Origin of the sequence: Streptomyces sp. HSW2009, assembly GCF_040240285.1 — a bacterium.
Taxonomy (GTDB): Bacteria; Actinomycetota; Actinomycetes; order Streptomycetales; family Streptomycetaceae; genus Streptomyces.
The window spans coordinates 15,210-36,869 of record NZ_JBEHZD010000008.1; the positions used below are offsets into that span (position 1 = coordinate 15,210).

Consider the following 21,660-nt stretch of genomic DNA (forward strand, 5'->3'; position numbering starts at 1 on the left):
GGGAGGCTCCCGGAAGAAGGGTGGTCCCGAAGGGGGACGGTGAGCACTGCGCCTTTGCGAAAGGCCAAAAGGCAACAGGTGCAGACTTGAGGTTAACACTACCGGCTCCAACAAACATTCCCCCTCTCCAAGTCCGGCAATCGCATTTCAGCCAGGTCCGGGAGGCGCCCCGGGCCCGTGCGTCAGGCGAGCGGCAGGACGCTCGTGCCCACGGCGTCGAGAGCCAGCCGGTTGGCCGCCCATCCCTCGCCCGCCAGGCGGGCGACCTTCTCGGCCGCACCGCTCTCGACCAGCGCGAGCACCGTGGGGCCCGCACCGGAGATGACCGCAGGGACGCCGTCGGCGCGCAATCGGTTGACCAGGCCCACGCTCTCGGGCATGGCGGGCGTGCGGTACTCCTGGTGCAGCCGGTCCTCGGTGGCGGTGAGGAGCAGCTCGGGGCGCCTGGTCAGGGCCTCGACCAGCAGCGCGGCGCGGGCCGCGTTGGCCGCCGCGTCCGCGTGCGGAACGGTGCGCGGGAGCAGTCCGCGGGCCGTCTCGGTCGCCACGGCGCGGGCGGGCACGAAGACCACCGGAACGATGGAATCCGTCGGTGTCATCCGAATGGCCCGGGCGACGCCTGCGTCCATCCAGGACAGCGTGAATCCGCCGAAGAGACAGGCCGCAACGTTGTCCGGGTGCCCTTCGAGTTCGGTGGCCAGTTCCAGCAGGGCCTCGTCTCCGAGCCGCTCGGCGCCGCCTATGGTCACCGCCCTTGCGGCCACGATCCCCGCGCAGATGGCGGCGGCTGAGGAGCCGAGCCCGCGGCCGTGTGGAATCCGGTTGGCGCACACCAGCTCCAGGCCGCGGGGCTGGCCTCCGAGCAGGTCGAAGGCGGCCCGCAGGGACCGTACGAGCAGGTGGTTCTCGTCGCGCGGCACGGTGTCCGCGCCCTCACCGGCGATGTCGATGTGCAGACCGGCGTCGGCGACGCGGACCACCACGTCGTCGTAGAGCCCCAGGGCCAGGCCCAGGGAGTCGAAGCCGGGGCCGAGATTGGCGCTGGTGGCGGGGGTGCGCACCCGGACGGCGGCGGCACGGAACGCTGGACCGGCCATCGCTCGATGACTCTCCTTGTGTGACTGTGGACGTGGGGCGAGAGGTGTTGCTGCGAATTACTGCGAACGTGTCGGGACGTGTGCGGGCTGCGGTGTGGGACTGCGGCGGATCGGCGAAGTACGGGAACACCGCACGGACCGTTCGGCACGGCCGCACACAGGCGAATTGCGCTGTGCCGGGTGCGCTGCAACGGGGCGGATTCAGTACAGCCTATCGAAGGAAGGTTCTGTGGCGACATAGGGCGCACGGGAGGCGCACGATGCGTGTCGCGAGCCTTCCCGTGCTCCTCTGTCGCTCCTTTATCGCTGCTCGGCGGCCGGATGCCAAGGGAGTTAACACGTATTCCGCTTGGCCGTAACCCGGGCCGCCGCTCCGCTTACCGGAAGTTCCGCCAGCCCGAGGCGGCCGGCGGCGGCGTCCGCATCCACCGGCACCGTGACCGGCTGCGGCGCGCCGGCCACCGCCCAGTCCGGGTCCTTGAGACCGTTGCCGGTCACCGTGCACACGATGCGCTGGCCCGGGTCGACCAGGCCCTGCTCGGCCGCCTTGAGGAGTCCGGCGACGCTGGCAGCCGACGCGGGCTCGACGAAGACGCCCTCCTGGGCGGCCAGCAGCCGGTAGGCGGACAGGATGTGACGGTCAGTCACCTCGTCGATGAGGCCGCCCGACTCGTCGCGTGCCCGCTCGGCCTGCTCCCAGGAGGCGGGGTTGCCGATACGGATCGCGGTGGCGATGGTGTGCGGGTCCTTGACCGGCTCGCCGCGCACGATCGGCGCGGACCCGGACGCCTGGAACCCCCACATCCGGGGCGTGCGCGAGGAGACGGCACCGCCGTGCTGGGTGGGCGCCGCGTACTCCTGGTAGCCCTTCCAGTAGGCGGTGATGTTGCCCGCGTTGCCGACCGGCAGTACGTGGATGTCGGGGGCGTCGCCGAGCGCGTCGACCACCTCGAACGCGGCGGTCTTCTGCCCCTCAATCCGGGACGGGTTGACCGAATTCACCAGCGCGACCGGGTACTTCTCGGACAGCTCGCGGGCCAGCGTGAGGCAGTCGTCGAAGTTGCCGTCGACCTGGAGGATGCGCGAGCCGTGCACCAGGGCCTGGCCCATCTTGCCGAGCGCGATCTTGCCCTGCGGCACCAGGACGGCGCAGACCATGCCGGCCCGTACCGCGTACGCAGCGGCCGAGGCCGAGGTGTTGCCGGTGGAGGCGCAGATGACGGCCTGGGCGCCGGCCTCCTTGGCGTGCGTGATGGCCATCGTCATGCCGCGGTCCTTGAAGGACCCGGTCGGGTTCGCGCCCTCGACCTTGAGATGAACCTCACATCCCGTGCGCTCGGAGAGCACCTGGGCGGGGACGAGCGGCGTGCCGCCCTCGCGGAGGGTGACGATCGGGGTGTGCTCGCCGACCGGCAGCCGGTCCCGGTACTCCTCGATGACCCCGCGCCACTGGTGGGTGCCCTGCCGAGCGCTGATGTTTGCGGTCATTGCTTTCGTTACTCCCCTTCAACCCGCATGATGCTCGCGACACCGCGGACCGTGTCGAGCTGCCGAAGCGTCTCCACGGTGGCCGAGAGCGCCGCATCCGGCGCCCGGTGCGTCACCACGACCAGTGACGCCTCACCGTCCTTGCCCTGCTGGCGGACGGTGTCGATGGAGACGCCGTGCTCGGCGAAGACCAGGGCGACCTGCGCGAGGACACCCGGCTTGTCGGCGACGTCGAGGCTGATGTGGTAGCGCGTGACCACCTCGCCCATGGGGCTGACGGGCAGCCGCGTGTACGCGGACTCGCCGGGGCCCGTGGTGCCCGCGAGCTTGTTCCGGCAGGCGGCGACGAGGTCGCCGAGCACGGCCGACGCGGTGGGCGCGCCACCGGCGCCGGGCCCGTAGAACATGAGCTGCCCGGCGGCCTCGGCCTCCACGAAGACCGCGTTGTACGCCTCGCGGACCGAGGCCAGCGGGTGGCTGAGCGGGATCATCGCCGGGTGCACCCGCGCGGTGACCGAGCGGCCGTCGTTCGCCCGCTCGCAGATCGCGAGGAGCTTGACGGTGCACCCCCTGCGCTTTGCGGATGCGATGTCGGCGGCGGTGACCTCGGTCAGCCCCTCGCGGTGCACGTCGTCCAGGCGCACCCGGGTGTGGAAGGCGATGCCGGCCAGGATGGCGGCCTTGGCCGCGGCGTCGAAGCCCTCGACGTCCGCGGTCGGGTCGGCCTCGGCATAGCCGAGCGCCGTCGCCTCGTCCAGGGCCTCGGAGTACCCGGCACCGCTGCTGTCCATCTTGTCGAGGATGAAGTTGGTGGTGCCGTTGACGATGCCGAGCACCCGGTTGACGGTGTCCCCGGCCAGCGACTCGCGCAACGGCCGCACCAACGGGATGGCGCCGGCCACGGCCGCCTCGTAGTAGAGGTCGGCGCCGTGCTCCTCGGCGGCGGCGTGCAGCGCGGCGCCGTCCTCGGCGAGCAGCGCCTTGTTGGCGGAGACGACGCTGGCGCCGGATTCGAAGGCGGTGGTGATCAGCGACCTGGCCGGTTCGATGCCGCCGATGACCTCGATGACCACATCGATGTCACCGCGTTTGACCAGCGCCATCGCGTCGGTGGTGATGAGCTCGGCCGGTACGCCGGCGCGCACCCGGCCGGGGCGGCGCACCGCGATCCCGGCCAGCTCCACCGGCGCTCCGATGCGCGCCGTGAGGTCGTCCGCGTGCGTCGTCATGATGCGCGCCACCTCTGAGCCGACCACACCACAGCCCAGCAGCGCCACCTTCAACGGACGCGTACGCATCATCCGACCTCGTTTCCTCTGCATCGACCGCACATACGTCGGCACCAGTCTCACTCACTGGACGGGAGATTCCGCCACCCGTCCAGTATCCGAGATGTCTATTTCGTCTACCGGCACGCGCGGCTGCGCGCCGCGCGCGAACCGCCCGCCGGTCCCCCAATTGTCACCCGACGTCGAGCCGCATCAGGTCCTCTTCGGTTTCCCGACGCACAATGGCCCGCGCCGCCCCGTCCTGCACGGCGACCACCGGCGGCCGGAGCGCGTGGTTGTAGTTGCTGGCCATCGAGCGGCAGTAGGCCCCGGTGGCGGGCACCGCGATCAGATCGCCCGGCGCGACGTCGGCGGGCAAGAACGCGTCCCGTACGACGATGTCGCCCGACTCACAGTGCTTGCCCACCACCCGCACCAGCATCGGATCGGCGTCCGATGACCGCGAGACCAGGGCGACGGAGTACTCGGCGTCGTAGAGCGCGGTACGGATGTTGTCCGACATGCCGCCGTCGACACTGATGTACGTACGCAGCCCGTCGAGCTCCTTGACGGTGCCGACCTCGTACAGCGTGAACGCGGTCGGCCCGACGATGGCGCGCCCCGGCTCGACCGAGATCCGCGGCACGGCGAGCCCGGCGGCCTCGCACTCGCGGGTGACGATGCGGCTCAGCGCGACGGCGATCTCCTGCGGCTCGCGCGGGTCGTCGTCCGAGGTGTACGCGATGCCCAGGCCGCCGCCGAGGTCGATCTCGGGCAGTTCGACGCCGTGCTCGTCGCGGACCTCGGCCAGCAGTTGCACGACGCGCCGCGCGGAGACCTCGAAGCCGGCCATGTCGAAGATCTGCGAGCCGATGTGCGAGTGGATGCCGACGAGTTCGAGACCGTCCAGCTTGAGCGCCCGCCGCACCGCCTCGGCCGCCCGGCCACCGGCGAGCGCGATGCCGAACTTCTGGTCCTCGTGCGCGGTGGCGATGAACTCGTGGGTGTGTGCCTCGACGCCGACCGTCACCCGGATCTGTACGCGCTGCCGCTTGCCGAGCCGCTCGGCGACGTGCGCCACCCGCACGATCTCCTGGAACGAGTCGAGCACGATGCGCCCGACGCCGGCTTCGACGGCCCGCTCGATCTCGGCGATCGACTTGTTGTTGCCGTGCAGCGCGATGCGCTCGGCGGGCATCCCGGCCGAGAGGGCCGTGGCCAGCTCGCCACCGGAACACACGTCGAGGTTGAGGCCCTCCTCGTGCAACCAGCGCACCACGGCCCGGGAGAGGAACGCCTTGCCGGCGTAGAACACGTCGGCCTCGCCGCCGAACGCGTCCCGCCAGGCCCGGCAGCGGGCCCGGAAGTCGCTCTCGTCCAGCACGTACGCGGGCGTGCCGAACTCCTCGGCCAGCGCCCGCACGTCGAGCCCGCCCACGGTGACCGACCCTTCGTCGGTCCGGTCGACGGTGCGCGCCCACACCTTCGGGTCGAGCGCGTTGAGGTCGGCGGGCGGCGCGAAGTAGTGCCCCTCGGGCAGCACGTCACCGTGGCGGGGTCCGGCGGGGTGAGCGGATCGGCTCATGGTGGTCAGGTCTCCTACGGCTACAGCGGTTCACAGGTGGACGGGTGCGGAGATGCCGAGCAGGGTCAGGCCGTTGGTCAGCACCGTTCCGGTGGCCTCGGCGGTGGCCAGCCGGTCGCGGTGCACGGCCGAGGGTTTCTCCTCGCCGCACGGCAGCGGCGGCGCTCCGTCGTGGAACCGGAAGAAGGCGTCGGCGACGGCCACCAGCTCCCGCGCCACCCGGTCCGGTGCCGCTCGCCGCGCGGCGTCCTCCACCACCCGCGGGAAGTCGGCCAGGAGCGCGAGCAGCGTGGTGTCGGGCCGTACGGCACCGGTTCGTACGGCCCGTACGTCGTCGCTTCGTACGCCATCGGCTCGTACGCCATCGGGCTCGGCCTCGGCCCCGGTCTCAGGCGAGGGAAGAATGCCCAGGTCACGGCCGTTGCGCAGCAGGGCGCGGACCCGGGCGTGGGCGTACTGCACGCGGAAGAGCGGGTTGCTCTCGCGCTGGGCGAGGACGACGGCCGGATCGCAGACCGGCAGGTCGTGCGCGGCGGCCCGCAGCAGGGCCCACCGCGCACCGTCCCGCCCGAGCGAGGCCACCAGCTCCGCGGCCCCGATCCCGGGCTCACGCACGACGAAGTCCACTGCGCGCTCACGGGCCCCGTGGGCCCGGGCGAGGGGTGGCCCGGAGCCGGGTCCAGGCGGGGAGCCGAGTTCGGTTGGGGAGCCAGGTCCCGGCGCGGAATCGAGGTCGCCGTCGAGGGCGTCTTCGTACGAGGCGTCGCCGGACGCACGGGAGAGAGACGCACAAGGGAGAACCGCCCCGCCCCCCACATCCGTACCCGCGTCCGCCGGGCGCGTTGCGGGCTCGGCGCCGCAGGCAGTGGCCAGCCGCTCGACGGTCTCGGCCCAGAGCTCGGCCCGCGCCCCGGGCGCATGCCGCAACCGCAATCGCACCCCGTCCAACCCGTGCCCCCGCCCGTACGCGTCGCCCTGTGCGATGACGTCCCGTACGAGCCCGGCGTGGGCGGCGTCCGCCACGGTGATGTTGAGGAAGCCCGGTCCGGCCAGGTCGACCCGGGCGATGCCGGGTTCGCGTACGAGGCGGCGCCGTAGGACGTCCGCGACCTCGCGCGGCGTACGACCCGATGCGGCGGCGAGCCGCAGCGCGATCGGCGAGGAGAAGTCCCCCCGACCGGCCTTGGCGGGAACCCGTACGACGCCCGGCCGCGACCCGTCTCCGGCGGCCAGCTCCCAGCGCGCCAGCTCGTCCGCGGGCAAGGTCAGCTCACCGGCCTGAACGGCCGAACGCACGGCGTGCACGACGGTGCGGGAGAGCTGCGCGGGGGTCACGGGGCAAGCGTATGGGAGAAAGGGGGCGGCTTTGCGAACGGGTTTCGCATCGCGGGCGGAACCGGCCGCCCGGGCCGGAACCGGTCACCCCCACGACGCCGCTCCGAGCGCCGACCGCTCCCACGGCCGGCCGACACCCGATCCATCGACCGACGCGGGACGGCCGTCGGCCCGGCTCTGCTGCGGCTCGGCGTCGCGACTCAGCAGTTCGCCAGCTACGGCTGCTCAGCCACCGGGCCGGACGACGGGCTCGGCGCCTTCAGACGGCCCAGATCCCGGACCGCCGTCGTCGTCACCGTCCTCCCCGACCTCATGGCCGGCAGACTGCCGCACGAGTTGTCGTACGAGCCGCACCAGCTCGGCGGGCTCGAAGGGTTTCGCAAGGAAGGCATCGACGCCAGCGGACTGTCCACTGTCGACATCCGACTGCGTACAGGCGCTGACGATGGCGAGGGGGATGTGCCGAGTACGTACGTCATCCCGCAATCGAGCAGCGGTCCGCAACCCGTTGAGACGGGGCATCGACACGTCAAGAGTGACCACGTCGGGCCGCACGCGATGCACGATCTCCAGGCACTCGACACCATCAGCCGCGGTCACGACCTCGAACCCCTCAAGCTCAAGGTTGACCCTGATTAGCTGCCGGATGACCTTGTTGTCGTCGACGACAAGGACCCGGCCGGACACGCCAGGCACATCTCGAAGCGTAGGCGGGCGACTCCGGCTGCGTCCGGGTTTTGCCCACTTCCGCCACGTGCGGGGGACGTTTCGCCGAGCCTCCCCACGGAACACAACGGATGCGCTAAAAGCCCACCGAACCTCCCCGCCAACCCCCCGGAACACCCCACCACACCCCGCCCCGTCCCACCCGAGAAACGCGTTCATGGCCACCCCTCACGAGCTGGTAGTGTTCTACCCGTCGCCAAGCAAGACGGCAGACACGCCCCCGTAGCTCAGGGGATAGAGCAACGGCCTCCGGAGCCGTGTGCGCAGGTTCGAATCCTGCCGGGGGCACTCGCCGGTCAACTACCTGAAACCAGGTTCTGACCAGGGCGAATGCCGACAGAAAAGGGCGGGAGTCAGTCTCACTGACTCCCGCCCTTTCTCACTGTCTCCCAGCGTTCGCGACACACCTCCGACACGGCTCCTAGGCCGCGCCGGCGTCGCTCCCCGTCCACCCCATCGTCTTTTCGATCTTCTTGTTGTCCTCCGCCTCGCTGTTGTCGATCACCCCCGCGTAGTGGCGGTCGATGACCTCCGGGGACGTGCCCGCGCGTCGGGTCACCTCGGCCACGGGCAGCCCGGAGCGGAGCCAGTCGGTGATGCCGGTCGCGCGGCCGTCGTAGGGCTTTTCTGCGCGAGGAGTGCGTGAGTCACGCACGGCTCAGGAGCCCACTGCCGCACAGGTCTGTGCAGCAGCCGTCACCCCTTTTCGCGGTTCCTGGCGCTCACTCTCGGCTCACTCCCGCTAATCAGCGCATCAACTCCTCCACCACCCGCTACTTCGCTACATGACGCCCTCGCCAGACACATTGCGTGACGGACGCCCACTTGGCCCACCGTCGCGCAGCACGTAGCGTCGAGTGTCAGAGGTGCCTGCTTGACTTTGCTTCTGACCACCATGAGGGAGCACCCCTATGACCACCATGATCAGCACGACGCCAGTGGAGCTCCGGGCTCAGCGAGAACGCCTGCTCGCGGAGGTACACATGACCTTCGAGGAGCTGCGGGACCGCGCCGAGAGCTACAGCCTGAGCAGCGATGAACTCGACGTTTGGCACACCATCGAAGGCATCGACTACCTTCTCAACGGTGAGTGCTGAAAAGGTTACGCTTAATGACAAGGCGGCTGAGTTCGCCGACACTCTGACAGATCTGACGCGGGGAGTCCTAGGCCAGGGCTCTCCGCGCTTCTCTGCACTCAACGTGGGCGACCGCATCCGCGTTGCGCCACTGGCCGCCGACGGGCGCAGCATGCGCATACCCGTGAAGATTGACGGCGAGCAGTGCATCAGCCTCCATGTTCAGCACTTCTGCTGCTGGGACGGGCCAAGCAAGTACCTCGCGGCCGACCGCGCCGATGTGCACGTCTACTTCGAGGGCGTACAGGACCCGTTGTTTCGTTACGAGTACCTACGCCACTCACAGACGCCTCCAGGCGCTCACCTGCAAGTGCATGCCCACAGGGACGAGATGGCCTACCTCCTTCGCCTGGCCGAGAAGAAGAAGGGTCGGCCAGCAGCGAAGATGCGGAAACGGAAGCTACCTCGCCTGTCCGAGATGCACCTACCGGTGGGTGGCCACCGATTGCGGCCAGCACTTGAAGACGTCCTGCTGCTCCTCATCCGCGAGTTCGCCATCGACGTTGCAGATGACTGGGAAGGCGTCCTCGACCGGCACCTCAGGCAGTGGCGGGTCGTGCAACTCAAGTCCGCAGTTCGCGATGCTCACGAATCCGCAGCAGATGCCCTTCGAGAGATGGGCTATTCCGTAGAGCCGCCGAAGGGCATGGAACCCCAGCAGAAGGACTCCCGCCTCTACTGGCCGTGACCCGCACTCTGCGGTTCCGACCGCTGCCCGGCCCGCCGCCCCCTTCGGGGCCTTTGCGGCCTTGACGTAAAGCGCTACGCCACCACCGTCGATACCGGCGGAAATGCCTTGCCTTCCGCGAGCAGCCGCCCCCGCCCCGCTCCCGCAGGGACCACCACTCAGGTGTGAACGGCCACATCACTCCGCCCGGAGCAACCCCGCCGGTGCGGGGCGTATGGCGCGATGGTGCACCCGGTCGCAGGCCCGGAGGGTCAGCCCCGCTCCCGCAGGGACCGCTTCTCACCGAAGCCTCAAGCTGCGGCAGCGTCGCGGGATAGCCCCGAGTGTTCGAGGGTCCGAGTGTTCGGGGAGGGGTGTGCCGGCTCGGTTCAGTGCTCGCCCGTGGGGTTTCCCGCGTTCCCGTCGCGCTCCCAAGCCAGGCCCTCCAGTTGTTCGATGCTCTGGTTGAACTCGATGAGCAGGGTGAGGAATTGGGCGGTCTTTTCGGGGGGCCAGCCGGTGGCCTTGATGAGGCGGGTGGTGCCGGCGAGGCTGATCGTTCGGTCGGCTGCTAGGCGTTCCAGGCCCAGGGGGGTGGGGCGGAACTTTCGGGCCAGGCCGCCTGCGGGGTCGGGGATGCGTTCTACCAGGCCGTTCTTGAGCATGGCGCTGACCTGGCGGTTGATGGTGGAGACGGCCACCTGGAAGGTGTGGGCCAGTTCCTTCAGGGTGAGCGGGTCGCCCGCTTCCAGGCGGGTGAGGAGGACGTACGCCGAGCGGTCCAGGGTATGGCCGATGCGGGGGCCCTTCGAGGCGACGAAGTGGCGGGAGAGCAGGGTCAGCTCTCGTTCCAGGTCGCTCAGCCGGTGTTCTTCGTCGGTCATGCCCTTGCCCTCGGTCTCTTTCCGCCTCGGTTCTCTTCATCATGGTGCCTTGCGTTGGGGAGGGGCCGGGCGCCTGTGTGTGTGTGTGGGGGGGGGATGGGGCCGGGCGCCTGTGGGGGTGAGGAGTGACTCCCTCGTGGGATGTGGTTGCCCCTCCCTCCCCTGGGACGGCTCCCGCCTATGGAGTGGCTGCTCCCCGGCCTTTCGACCCCCGCACCGCCGCGCCCCATACCCCCCGGGCCCCCACACCTCCGGCCCCCGCGCACCCGTGGACGGCAAGCCCCCGCGAGGCCCAAGCACACGTCAGGCCCGAGTGCCCGTGGCGCCCAAGCGTCCGCGATCCCTAACCCCCGCAGACCCCAAGCACCCGTAGCCCCAAGCCCGACACCGCGCGTATCCCGCGTATCCCGCGCGGACCGCACACCCTGCGCACTCATACACACAGCCCAGCCGGACGCCCCGCACCCGCGGGGATTGTTCATTATGCATGTCATGTGTATCGTGCATATCGTATGCATGATGCTCATGCACACCGTGCCCCGCGTTCGCGCACGCCGTGCGCCGCGCACCACGCCCCGTGCTCGTACACACCGGGCACCGACCGACCCCACCCCCGTGCACACCCCATGTCCCCCCGGGGCCGCCGTTCGGGGCCGCGGTGTCGTGTCGGGGTCAGCCCGGCAGCAGGGCCGGCAGCAGGGCGCGCCTTCGTCGGCTTGTTCCCCTCAAACCTCACGTCATCGGCGCCGCGCGGGCGCCGGTCCGGTCAAGGAGCTCTTACGTTGTCAGCCACCTCCCCCCGTGCGGTGGGGCCCGGCGCGGTGACCGCTGTGATTGCGCTCAGCGGCGTCGTGGTGTCGCTCATGCAGACGCTCGTCGTGCCGATCATTCCGATGTTGCCGAGCCTGTTGGACGCCTCCGCTTCCGACGCGTCCTGGGTGATCACCGCCACCCTGCTCGCCGCCGCCGTCGTGACGCCCATCGCCGGGCGGCTCGGTGACATGTACGGCAAGCGCAAGGTCCTCATCGGCAGTCTGGTCGCGCTCGTCGCGGGTTCCGTGCTGTGTGCCGTGTCCGACGGGCTGGTTCCGGTGATCGTCGGGCGGGTGTTGCAGGGGCTGGCCACCGGCGTGATTCCGGTGGGCATCAGCATGTTGCGGGACACCCTGCCCGCGCCGCGCGTCGGCGGGGCCGTCGCGCTGGTCAGCGCGAGTCTGGGGGTCGGCGGGGCGATCGGCCTGCCGCTGTCCGCCGCCATCGTGGAGAACGCCGACTGGCACGTGCTGTTCTGGCTCGCCGCCGGACTCGGGGCGCTCTGTCTCGCGCTGGTCGTCGCGTTGTTGCCGGCGCCGCCGAGCCGGGCCGTCGAGCGGTTCGACACCCCGGGTGCGATCGGGCTCGCCGGGGGTCTGGTGGGGCTGTTGTTGCCGGTGACCAAGGGGGGTGACTGGGGTTGGACCAGCGGCACCACGCTGGGGCTGTTCGCCGCCAGTGTGCTCGTCCTGGTGGGGTGGGCCGCGTACGAGATGCGCGTCGCGCACCCGTTGGTCGACCTGCGGGTGACCGTGCGGCGGCCGGTGCTGTTCACCAACCTGGCTTCCGTCTTGGTGGGCTTCGCGATGTACGCGATGTCGCTGACGCTGCCGCAACTGCTCCAGTCGCCGGCGGCCACGGGGTACGGGCTCGGCCAGTCCACGCTGATGGCGGGGCTCGCACTGGCGCCCGGCGGGCTGGTGATGATGGCCCTGTCACCGGTTTCGACGCGGATCACCGCCCGGCACGGGGCCCGCACCTCGCTGCTGATCGGCGTGGCCGTCATCGGTCTCGGGTACGCGGTGGGGCTGTTCCTGATGGCCGAGGTGTGGCAGATCGTGGTCACCGCGGTGATCGTCAGTGGTGGCGTCGGCATCGCGTACGCCGCCATGCCCGCGCTGATCATGGACGCCGTGCCGGTCACCGAGACGGCCTCGGCCAACGGGGTCAACGCCCTCATGCGCTCCATCGGCACCTCCACCTCCAGCGCCGTGATGGCCGCGATCCTGTCGAACATGACGCTGCGGCTCGGCCCGGCCGAGGTGCCGACCGAGAACGGGTTCCGCGTCACCTACGGGGTGGCGATGGGCGCAGCCGCCGTGGGGTTGTTGCTCACGCTCGCGATACCGCGCGTACGGCGTACGGATGGGATCGGTGGTACGCGCGAGGCGGACGGTCCCGGCGCGGCGGCCGGCAGCCCGGCCGACACCTCCCGTACGTCCAGTGCAGCGCGTACCTCCAGCACTTCGGGTACGTCCAGCGCAGCGCGTAACCCCGGCGCCCCCAACTCCGGCGCCCCCAACTCCCCCGGCACCCCGACCGCCCCCACCAGCACCGAAGCCCGGTGACCCAGCCCCGTACGACGGAAGGACCGCACGTCATGGAAGAGCACATGGAACACGGAGAACACGGAGAACGGGAAGAGCACGTCGCATACCGCGCGGACACCCTCCGCACCGGCCCCGCGGGTGGGGCGCGGTTGGCCGGGAAGGTTTCGGTCGTCACCGGTGCGGGGAGTGGGATCGGGCGGGCCGCGGCCGTGTTGATGAGCCGGCAGGGGGCGCGGGTCGTGGTGGCCGACTTCGATTCCGCGGGGGCCGCGGAGACCGTGCGGCTGGTGCGGGCCGGCGGCGGGCAGGCACTCGCCGTCACCGTGGACGTCACGGACGAGGCGTCGATCGCCGCCATGGTGGAGGCCGCCGTGGCCGAGTTCGGCGCGCTCCACGTCCTCTGCAACCACGTCGGCGGGACCGATCCGCGGCGGGACCTGGACCTGTTGCGGATGGACCTGGACGAGTTCGACCGGGCCGTGGCGCGCAACGTGCGCAGCACGCTGCTCGGTTCCCGGTACGCGATCCCGCACCTGGTGCGGGCCGGGGGCGGCTCGATCATCAACACGGCCTCGGTCGCCGCGCTGGTGGGTGACGTCCTCCAGACCGCGTACGGGGCGGTGAAGGCGGCTGTGGTCAGCGTGACCAAGTCGATCGCCGTGCAGTACGGGCCGCAGGGCGTGCGGTGCAACTCCATCGCGCCGGGCGCCGTCATGACCCCCGCGCTGGAGAACAACCTGCCGCCTGGCGTCATCGCCGACCTCAAGCGCGGCAATGCGCTGCCGTACCTGGGCGCGCCGGAGGACATCGGGCACGCCATGGTCTTCCTCGCCTCGGACGAGTCGCGCTATCTGACCGGACAACTCCTGGTGGTGGACGGCGGGATGACGATGCAGTCGTCCGCGGCGCCGGGACGGCGGGCGATGTTGCCCGCGTAGGGGTCGGCGGGGCCGGCGGCCCGGGGAGGCGGGTGTGCACGTGCGTGCGTGCGTGCGTACGCGTGCGCGTGGACGTGGGTGGTCCGGCGCGGTGGCGGTCTCTGCGGGCCCCGCCCCTCGCGCGTACGCGTGCGCGTGGCGTGGAAGGTCGTGGTGTGCGCGTATGTGGCGGGGGCCGCGCCCCGTCCCCCGGTCCGCGACGGCCCCGCGGCCCGCCCCGTCGGCTCCGCCCCGCCCGCTCCCCGCCCACCCGCTCCGTCCCCACCCCGGTCGATGGCGGCCGGGCGGCCGGCTGACGCTGGGTGGGGGCTACATAGGGTGGGCGCATGTCCGAGGAGTCACCCCTGATACAGAGCATGCGGGCCGCCGTGCAGGCCGCGCCCGGTGACGTGGCGCTGCGGCTGCACCTCGCCGAGTTGTTGCTCGGCGAGGGCCAGCAGGGCGCGGCCGTGGCCGAGGGCGCCGTGGCCTTGCAGCACGCGCCCGACCACGCGCAGGCGCGCGCGTTGATGGCCCGGGCCATCGCCCCACCGGCCCCCGCCACCGCCGCCCCGGCCCCGGCCCACCAATCCGGAAGCGGAATGCCCACGGGCGCCACCGCCCCGTCGGCCGCCCCGCCGACCGCGCCAGGCGCACCGACCACCCCACCGGCCGGCCCGACCACCCCAGCCACCCCGCCGCCAACCGCCCCGCCCGCAGGCGCAGTCACCCCGGCCGACGCCCCCGGCCGCCCGCCGGGCGGCTTCGACTGGCAGGCCGCCGAGAACGAGGTGGGGGGCGTCGTCCCGCCGCGGTTCGTGGAGGCGCCGCTGACCGTGGACGGCAGCGGCGACGCCGGCGACGCGGACGCCTGGGAGGTGGCCGCGCCCGGCACCGTACGGCTGGCGGACGTGGGCGGCATGCACGAGGTCAAGGAGCGGCTCGAAGCCGCGTTCCTGGCCCCGTTGCGCAATCCGGAGCTGCGCCGGCTGTACGGGAAGAGCCTGCGCGGCGGGCTGCTGCTGTACGGGCCGCCCGGCTGCGGCAAGACGTTCATCGCGCGGGCCGTCGCCGGTGAGCTCGGGGCGAACTTCCTGTCCGTCTCGGTCAACGACGTGCTCGACATGTGGATCGGCAACTCCGAGCGGAACATGCACGAGATCTTCCAGACGGCGCGCCGGCAGGCCCCGTGCGTGGTGTTCCTGGACGAGTTGGACGCGCTCGGCGGCAAGCGCAGCCGTACCGGGAACAGCGGCATGCGCAACACCGTCAACCAACTCCTGATGGAGCTGGACGGGGTGGACGCCAACGCCAACGAGGGCGTGTTCGTGCTGGCCGCCACCAATGTGCCCTGGGACGTGGACATCGCGCTGCGCCGGCCCGGGCGGCTCGACCGGACGATCCTGGTGCTGCCGCCCGACGCGCCCGCGCGCGAGGCGATCTTGCGCTACCACCTGAAGGACCGGCCGATCGAATCGGTGGACGTGGCCAAGTTGGCGAAGCTGACGGACGGCCTGTCCGGCGCCGATCTGGCCCACGTGTGCGAGGCGGCGGCCGAACAGGCGCTGCTCGACTCGGCCCGTACCGGCACCGTCCGAATGATCAACATGACCGATCTGACGCGCGCGGCCAAGGCCGTGGTGCCCTCGACGGAGCCGTGGTTCGCCACCGCGCGCAACGTGGCCATGTACGCCAACGAGGGCGGCTCGTACGACGATCTGGTGGCGTACCTGAAGCGGAAGCGGAAGCTGTGAGCACCCTGCATGCAATGACGGCGCAGGCGGATGCGCTGTTCGACCTGGAGCGGTACGCGGACGCCCAGAAGCTGTTGGCGCGCCGGCTGGCCGAGGACCCCGCGGACGTGGCCGCCTGGACGCTCATGGCGCGCTGCCAGTTCCGTACCGACGCCGATGCGGAGGCGCTGCACTCGGTCGATCAGGCGCTGGCGCTCGCGCCGGAGAGCGCGGACGCGACGCTGCTGCGCGGCTACGTGCTGCGCTCGCTGAACCGGCGCGAGGAGTCAGAGCAGGCGGCGCGCCGGACGATGGCGCTCAGTCCGCAGTGGTGGGGCGGTTACGCGCTGACCGCGGAGTTGCTGTGCATTCCGCCGCGCCAGGAGCGGTTCCAGGAGGGGGTGGGGCTGGCCGAGGAGGCGGTGCGGCTGGCGCCGGAGACGGTCGGCCCGTACATGACGCTGTGGAAGGTCGCCGCGGTGGCCGGGGACCGGGCCGCGATGGACCAGGTCGAGCGGCACATCCTGCGCATCGACCCGACGCATTCGCTCGCCCTGGAGCAGCAGACGGCGAAGGCGGCGAACGCGCCCGGGGTACGGGCCGCCGACGCGGCCGAACTGTATGCGGGGGCGCTCGCCGCCGTGCCCACGTCGACGTCGCTGACCAGCGGACTCGACCACGCCACGTACCGGTTGCTGCGCGGCACGCGGTGGCTGGCGCTGATCTGTCTGCTGGCGGCGGGCGCGATGGTGAACCTGTTCCCCGAGGAGGGGGAGGCGCCGGAGTTGCCGGTGCCGCTGGGTACGCGGCTGTGGGTGCTGGTGGTGATGGCCGCGATCTGGGCGTTCGGCGCGGCCCGCCGCTACCAGCGGCTGCGCGCCGGCGTCCAACTCAACGTGCGCTCCGTGCTGCGGCGCGGGAAGTGGGCGAAGGTGGTGCTGGCCCAGGCGGGTCTGGCGCTGCTGTGCGGCCTGCTGATCGCGGAGGTCCCGTGGACGGAGCGGACGGTGCCACAGGCCCTCTTCTGGACGGGCCTGGCCCCCACGCTCGCCACGATGTGGTTCGACCGGAGGAAGCAGATTTAGGGGGCGGGGGTTGGGGCTGGGGGCTCCGGGGTTAGGGGCTGCTGAGGGTTTGTGGGGGTTGCTTGGGTGGGGTGGGGTACTCGTGTGGGGTGGAGTGGGTGCCTGTGTGGGTGGGTTGCTTGTGGGGGTTGCTTGGGTGGGGTGGGTTGACCGCGTTGGGTGGGTTGCTCGTACGGGTGGGTTGCTCGTACGGGCAACCCCTGCGGGGTTGCCCCAGGGTTGGGCTCGTCTTCGCGGGTTGCCGCCACACCGCTCGGACAGCTCCTGGCCGGTGATATCGGCATCCTTAAGGTCTGTGCCAGGCACGGCCGGAAAGAACAATCACCCCAAAGCAGCGACAAGTTGGGGAATGGCCGCCGCCACATGCGCCCCCAGGTCAATCGCCGCATGCGCCGCAGGCACCCGCACCCGCACCCGCGCATCCGCTGCCGTCGCGAACTCGGGGAGGGCGAGGAAGGCGAAGAGCGGGCCCAGCGGGCCGAGGGCCGCGGCCCACTCGTCGGGGCCCGTTGCGAGGTGGCCGGCCTCCCACGCCTGTGCCACCAGCGGGAGTGCGCACACCGCCGCCAGCGTGGTGGTGACGGGCGCCGCCTGGTTCAGGGTTCGGGCCGCCGGCGTGTCGTCGTCCAGTAGGGCGAGCAGGCTGCCGAGCCCTGCGATGACCTCCCCGAGCACCTGGTACGGGACGCGCTCAGCGGGGACGGTGGCCAGCGTCCAGTCGCCGAAGCCCGCCGCGAGCACCGCCAGGCTCGACGCCAGGACGCCGGCGTGGAAGTGGCGCAACAGCGGCTGGCCCGGGTCGCGCGGGGCCCACAGGTCGACACCGGGTTGCGCGAACGCCAGGCAGCACGTACTCATGCTGGTCAACACGCCTAGTGCCAGGGCCTGTTCGCTCCCGGCCCGGCCCCCGACTTCGCCCCCGTCTTCGCCCCCGGCCTGACCCCCAGCCCGGCCCCCGGCTCCGTCGGGGGTGTGGAAGGGCCAGACCCCGCCGGGGAACAGGCTGGCCCGCGCGTCCCCGGTGGCGACCTTGTACGCGACGGTCGCGGGGTAGGCGGCGGTGAGCGCGAGGAGGCCGCCGACGGTCGGCAGGTCGTCCTCGTCGCGCCCCGCAACGCGCGCGGCAAGTTGCCACAGTGGGGTGAGGTTGGGCCCGCCCGATGTGGTGTCCAGCGCGGTGTTCAGCACGCTGACGACCGCTTCCACGGCGGCGTCCACGACCCGCAGCAGGCTGTGTACGACCTCCCGTACGCACCCCATGACCTCCCGCAGGCTCTCCTTGGCCGCGGCCAGCAGGCGGGCGAGGTCCTGGCCGTACACCTGCCGCGGATTGCCGACGAGGTCGCCGACCGCCCTCCACAGGGTGTGCAGGTGGCCCATGATGCGGTCGCTGACCGCGGCGAAGTCGGCGGCGAACGCCTGCTCGGCCGCCGGGTCGAGCCGGGGCGCGGGGAAGGTCAGCGGGCCGTACCGCTGGAGCCGTTCCTCCAGCCAGCCGGTGATCGGGTCGTTGAGTGCCTCGAAGACCACCGGGTGGGGCACGACGAGGGCGATGCCCGTCTGGAACGACTTGTCCTTGAGCACGCCGTGCGCCAACGCGTCGAGCAGCCGGTCAGCGTCCTCCTCCCGCGCGTCGAGCCAGGCGTCAACGGCCCGGTCAAGGCGCGCGAACCCGTCGGGGCCCAGCACCTTTCGGGAGAGCCGCATGGCCTCCTGGAGCGCCACCTTCGCCTCCCACACGGCCCTCCAGTCGGTCGACGTGCTCAGCCAGCCGATCGCCTCCCTGGCGGGGACGCCGACACCGGCGAAGCACGCGCCCAGCGCCCGCCCGCTCTCCTCCAGGCCCCGCCCGGGCAACCGGACGCCGGGGGCGCCGGGCCGCCCCGCGGGCCCCGGCCCCGTCACCGCCCGCCCCGCGAGCGCCAGTTCGGTCGCCACCCAGCCCGCCCCGTCCGCGGCCCAGCCACCCACGTCGACCGCGCCGCGCTCCACCCCGAACCACAGGTCGCCGAAGAGGAGCGGGTCCCCTCCCCCACCCGCATCTGCCCCGGCGCCAGCCGGAGCGGCGCCGCCGCCCTCGACATCGCCCTCCGCGCCCGTGCTGGCGAGCACCGTGGCCGTGCTGACGCTCGCCGTGCCCGTACTGGGGGACGCGTGCACGTCGGACGGGGCGCCCGGTACCGCCAGCGCGCGCCGGGCGATCGCCCCCATGGTGCCGGCGGTACGGGCGAGCCGGCCGGGGTCGACGCCCGTGGCGAGGCCGCCAAGCGCCACCCCCTCGGTATCGAACCCCGGCAGCCGCCCCCGGGCGTCGCTCTCGCGCAGGGCGCCCGTACCGGCGAGGTACGCGAGCGTCTTGGTGCCGGGGCGGAGCACGATCACCCGGACCCCGGCCGCGTCCGCCAGCACCAGCTCCGACCTGGCCAGCGTGGTGGCCCGGACCATGAACCGCAGCACCCCCGCGTGGTCGGTCAGGAACGGCTGCGGCCGTGCGGTCAGCGTGTGCAGCGTCGGTTCGGCGCCCGGCACCCCGGGCCGCCGCCAGTAGACCTCACAGTCGCCGGCGTGCGCGGCGCTGGCGAGGCTGACCTCGTGCAGCGGCAGCGGGGAGCCGACCGCGTCGAAGACGCTCACCTCCACGTGGTGGAAGTCGGCGGTGTACGCCTCGCCGGCCGTGGCGGGCAGCCGCACCTCCACAGCGCGCCAGCGCCGCGTACGCGCCTGGTGGACGTGGAGCCGCCGGAGCGGGCCGTCGCGGTGGCAGGAGAACCGCGCGGCGTCCCGCTCCCCGTGCTCCCGGCCGGCGCCGGCGATGCGGCCGACCTCCCGGTCGCCGGGCACCGGCGGCAGCCAACGCCCCGGCGCCGTCCGGCTCTCGCGCAGCACCCACAGCCGCTGCGCCGCGTCCAGCGCGTACACGTCCCGGACATCACGTTCGGCCCCGCCGTAAGGTTCCCGGCTGCGGTGCGGGACGACGTCGGCGAACTCCACGGCCACCGGCATCGGCGGTACGGGCGCCGCCACGAGCCGCCCCGTGCCACACGCGCTGTCGTCGATCCGGGCGCAGGAGAAGGAACCGTCCCGGTTCACGACGAGGACCAGCACCCCCGCGCCGTCCGGGTACAGCGCCACGAGTTGCCGCGCCCGCTTGCCGTCCTCGTCGGCGAGCCGCACCTGCCCGCTCCGCGCCCCGTCCTCGCTGCGCCACTGCACGCGTACGGGGTACGCGTCGTTCGGGATCACCCGTGCGGCGTAGGCGTACGGGCCGTCGCCCCGTTCGACGTCCACCAGTACGCTGCCGCGACCCGCACCGGGGAACTCCGCTTCCTGCGCTCCTGCCGCGCGGAGCAGGGAGTAGCGGGCGGCCCCGTGCTGCGCTTCGGCCCCGTCTCGGGCGTGGGCCCCGTGCAGTGCGTCGACCTCGTCTTGGGTGTGGGTCCCGTGCCGTGCGTCGGCCCCGTCTCGCGCGCGGGCCCGCGCGTAGGCCAGCCCCCCGCCGTCGGAGCGCAGTTCCTCCCAGCGGGTGCCGTCGTCAGCCGTTAGCCGTCGGGCCGGGCCGAAACCACCGCGCTCCGGATCGAACGCGCAGGCGTGCAGCGCGCCCGCGGCGTCCAGCACCACGCAGCGCAGCGGGTGGCGTACGACGACGACTTCGGCCGGTTCGACACCGGCCCCGAGGTCGAGCGGAACCACCCGCCAGCCGAGCGGGGCCCGCGGGTCGCGCACCACGTGCAGGGCGCTGCGCGGCAGGCCGTCTGCCGAGGTGATCACGATTGCCTGTGGTTGCGGGTCCCCGGCCGGAGGCACGCCCGGGGGCTCGGTGCTGATGGGCTTGGTGCTGATGGGTTCGGTGCCAGTGGGGCCAGTGCCGGTGGGGCCGCGGGCGTCGGTGGGCCCGGCGCTGGTGGGCCCGGCGCCCGCGGGTGAGCGCGCGCCGCCGGCCGCGGCCGGGCTGCGGGCGTAGAAGGGGGCGATGGGGCGGGCGGACGCGGCGTCGACCGGGACGCCCACCGCCTGGAGCACGTCCTGCATCATCACGTCCAGGGCCTGCGCATGCGTGGCGCTGGCCGGGCCCGTCTCGTCGGGCGCCGGTGTACCCATTCGGATCTCCCTCCTGCCGCTGGAGGCAAAGACCGAAAGCACCCCATGCCGCAACGTTGAAATGTCGAACTATCGAAATGTAGAAATGTCGAATTACTGAACCGCTGAATGCCGAAAAGCCGAATGACCGGGAGGCCGGGGAGTCGGGGAGTCGGGAAGGGGCACCACGTTGCTCGATCGGCTCCGCCGGCTCGCCGAACATGCATATCCGGATAGCTAGCGACATATGCAGTCATTCATCGGCATGGCGGCTCCTGACGACGCGCGCCCCCTCGGCGGGGGGCGGCGGGCGGGGCGAACCCTCGACGGCTCGCGCACGGGCGGCTGCCGCACGGCGAACGCCGGCCCGCCCCACCCCGACCGACCCCGCCGGGCACACCCACGCACCCGGCGGCCCCAAGGTCGGGGACCCGACCTAAGCGGTCCCCTCCCCCCGCCTGGGCTCGGGCAGCGGCATCCCCTCGACCAACACGGGCGGCTCGACAGCAAGCAGCCGCGTACGGAGAGCGTGCACGAGCGCGACGCGCTCCAGGTTCTCCACGGCCGACCACTCGACTTCGACCTGATCGCGGGGCAGATCGGCGAAGGCGTCCTCGGCAGCGCTACCGCCATCGAAGACGAAAGCAATTTCTTCGTCTTGCTCGCCATCGATGGCGGGTTGCTGATCCACAGCGAGCAGGGCGGCCCCCTTCGGCAACCGGATGCCCAATGCGTCAGCCACCCGACGGGCGGCGTCGACGATCGCCTCCCCCGGTTGCACGACGACACCCGGCGGGCAGGCCCACCCGTCCCGTACGACCTGGAGCACACGCGGCCACATCCCGAGCGGCGCGAAGTACTTCGGGTTCTCGACCGGGCAGCGGATCAGCAAGAACACCCACACCTCGCGGGGCGGGTTCGCGGGCTTGACCGCGTTCAGGGGGTGTACGAGTTTCACGCGGCTTCGCCTCCGTGGGTCAGGGATTGCAACCCGGCGCACGCCTGCGGCGCCCGGCCATCGAGGGTCATCAGCCCGTACGCGGCCCGGCCGTCCGACCAGCACCAACCCTCGACGGTCTCGTACTCCGCGCGAAGGCGGTTGGGGCACAGGACGTTGCTGCGTAGCGCGTCGGGGTCGAACATCGACTCCTGGTACGCGTCGTGGAACTCAACGTCCGTGACGGGTGACCACGTGCCGTCCTCGCCGAAGCTGAGGAAGAAGCGCAGCGGGGTACCCATGATCAGGACGCGGTGAGTGCCGTCGTCCCTCATGCCTCGCCCCCCGTCACGGCAACG

17 protein-coding genes and 1 tRNA gene are annotated in these 21,660 nt (G+C 71.9%); 7 read left to right on the top strand and 11 right to left on the bottom strand.

The window, feature by feature from the left end:
• Positions 1-182: 182 nt before the first annotated feature.
• The 6 genes from thrB to AAHZ94_RS01260 all read right to left on the bottom strand — a co-directional run bounded on the left by thrB (position 183) and on the right by AAHZ94_RS01260 (position 7,469).
• Complete coding sequence (thrB, locus tag AAHZ94_RS01235) at positions 183-1,097, bottom strand: homoserine kinase (protein WP_349989932.1); 915 nt, start codon at positions 1,095-1,097, stop codon at positions 183-185.
• A gap of 333 nt (positions 1,098-1,430) precedes the next feature.
• A complete protein-coding gene (thrC, locus tag AAHZ94_RS01240; RefSeq protein WP_349989933.1) occupies positions 1,431-2,585 on the bottom strand; it encodes a threonine synthase in 1,155 nt (384 codons plus the stop codon).
• Between the two features lie 8 nt (positions 2,586-2,593).
• A complete protein-coding gene (locus tag AAHZ94_RS01245) occupies positions 2,594-3,886 on the bottom strand; it encodes a homoserine dehydrogenase (protein ID WP_349989934.1) in 1,293 nt (430 codons plus the stop codon).
• Between the two features lie 160 nt (positions 3,887-4,046).
• Positions 4,047-5,438: a diaminopimelate decarboxylase gene (gene lysA / locus AAHZ94_RS01250; RefSeq protein WP_349989935.1), complete on the bottom strand. Its 1,392-nt coding sequence runs from the start codon at positions 5,436-5,438 to the stop codon at positions 4,047-4,049.
• A gap of 30 nt (positions 5,439-5,468) precedes the next feature.
• Positions 5,469-6,773 carry an ArgS-related anticodon-binding protein NrtL gene (gene nrtL, locus AAHZ94_RS01255; protein WP_349989936.1) on the bottom strand — a complete coding sequence of 435 codons (1,305 nt, stop codon included), beginning with the start codon at positions 6,771-6,773 and terminating at the stop codon, positions 5,469-5,471.
• Positions 6,774-6,998: 225 nt separating this feature from the next.
• Positions 6,999-7,469, bottom strand: coding sequence for a response regulator (locus AAHZ94_RS01260; protein ID WP_349989937.1), 471 nt, complete (start codon positions 7,467-7,469; stop codon positions 6,999-7,001).
• Between the two features lie 246 nt (positions 7,470-7,715).
• On the opposite strand from AAHZ94_RS01260, the gene AAHZ94_RS01265 reads away from it, so the two are divergent.
• Positions 7,716-7,787: transfer RNA gene (locus AAHZ94_RS01265), tRNA-Arg, on the top strand.
• Positions 7,788-7,920: 133 nt separating this feature from the next.
• Here the strand turns inward: AAHZ94_RS01265 and AAHZ94_RS01270 are convergent.
• Positions 7,921-8,154 (bottom strand): hypothetical protein, encoded by a 234-nt coding sequence (locus AAHZ94_RS01270; protein ID WP_349989938.1) that lies wholly within the window; start codon positions 8,152-8,154, stop codon positions 7,921-7,923.
• A gap of 256 nt (positions 8,155-8,410) precedes the next feature.
• On the opposite strand from AAHZ94_RS01270, the gene AAHZ94_RS01275 reads away from it, so the two are divergent.
• Complete coding sequence (locus AAHZ94_RS01275; RefSeq protein WP_349989939.1) at positions 8,411-8,596, top strand: hypothetical protein; 186 nt, start codon at positions 8,411-8,413, stop codon at positions 8,594-8,596.
• Complete coding sequence (locus tag AAHZ94_RS01280) at positions 8,586-9,323, top strand: hypothetical protein (protein ID WP_349989940.1); 738 nt, start codon at positions 8,586-8,588, stop codon at positions 9,321-9,323. The genes AAHZ94_RS01275 and AAHZ94_RS01280 overlap by 11 nt, the downstream gene beginning before the upstream one ends.
• Positions 9,324-9,691: 368 nt before the next feature.
• Here the strand turns inward: AAHZ94_RS01280 and AAHZ94_RS01285 are convergent, their stop codons facing one another.
• The gene (locus AAHZ94_RS01285; RefSeq protein ID WP_349989941.1) at positions 9,692-10,186 is read right to left on the bottom strand and encodes a MarR family winged helix-turn-helix transcriptional regulator; all 495 of its coding nucleotides are present in this window, start codon (positions 10,184-10,186) and stop codon (positions 9,692-9,694) included.
• A gap of 782 nt (positions 10,187-10,968) precedes the next feature.
• Between AAHZ94_RS01285 and AAHZ94_RS01290 the strand changes: the two genes are divergently transcribed.
• From AAHZ94_RS01290 to AAHZ94_RS01305, 4 genes are all read left to right on the top strand, one after another.
• Entirely contained in the window at positions 10,969-12,567 is a 1,599-nt protein-coding gene (locus AAHZ94_RS01290) for an MFS transporter (protein WP_349989942.1), read from the top strand.
• 32 nt (positions 12,568-12,599) lie between these two features.
• Positions 12,600-13,487 carry an SDR family NAD(P)-dependent oxidoreductase gene (locus AAHZ94_RS01295; protein WP_349989943.1) on the top strand — a complete coding sequence of 296 codons (888 nt, stop codon included), beginning with the start codon at positions 12,600-12,602 and terminating at the stop codon, positions 13,485-13,487.
• 326 nt (positions 13,488-13,813) lie between these two features.
• The gene (locus AAHZ94_RS01300) at positions 13,814-15,220 is read left to right on the top strand and encodes an ATP-binding protein (protein ID WP_349989944.1); all 1,407 of its coding nucleotides are present in this window, start codon (positions 13,814-13,816) and stop codon (positions 15,218-15,220) included.
• Positions 15,221-15,234: 14 nt separating this feature from the next.
• The gene (locus tag AAHZ94_RS01305; protein WP_349989945.1) at positions 15,235-16,284 is read left to right on the top strand and encodes a tetratricopeptide repeat protein; all 1,050 of its coding nucleotides are present in this window, start codon (positions 15,235-15,237) and stop codon (positions 16,282-16,284) included.
• Positions 16,285-16,605: 321 nt separating this feature from the next.
• Here the strand turns inward: AAHZ94_RS01305 and AAHZ94_RS01310 are convergent, their stop codons facing one another.
• From AAHZ94_RS01310 to AAHZ94_RS01320, 3 genes are all read right to left on the bottom strand, one after another.
• The gene (locus AAHZ94_RS01310) at positions 16,606-20,385 is read right to left on the bottom strand and encodes a hypothetical protein (protein WP_349989946.1); all 3,780 of its coding nucleotides are present in this window, start codon (positions 20,383-20,385) and stop codon (positions 16,606-16,608) included.
• Between the two features lie 415 nt (positions 20,386-20,800).
• On the bottom strand, positions 20,801-21,322 hold the full coding sequence (locus AAHZ94_RS01315; RefSeq protein WP_349989947.1) for an NUDIX hydrolase: 522 nt from the start codon (positions 21,320-21,322) through the stop codon (positions 20,801-20,803).
• Positions 21,319-21,636, bottom strand: a complete 318-nt coding sequence (locus AAHZ94_RS01320) for a hypothetical protein (RefSeq protein WP_349989948.1) — start codon at positions 21,634-21,636, stop codon at positions 21,319-21,321. The genes AAHZ94_RS01315 and AAHZ94_RS01320 overlap by 4 nt, the downstream gene beginning before the upstream one ends.
• Positions 21,637-21,660 lie beyond the last annotated feature (24 nt).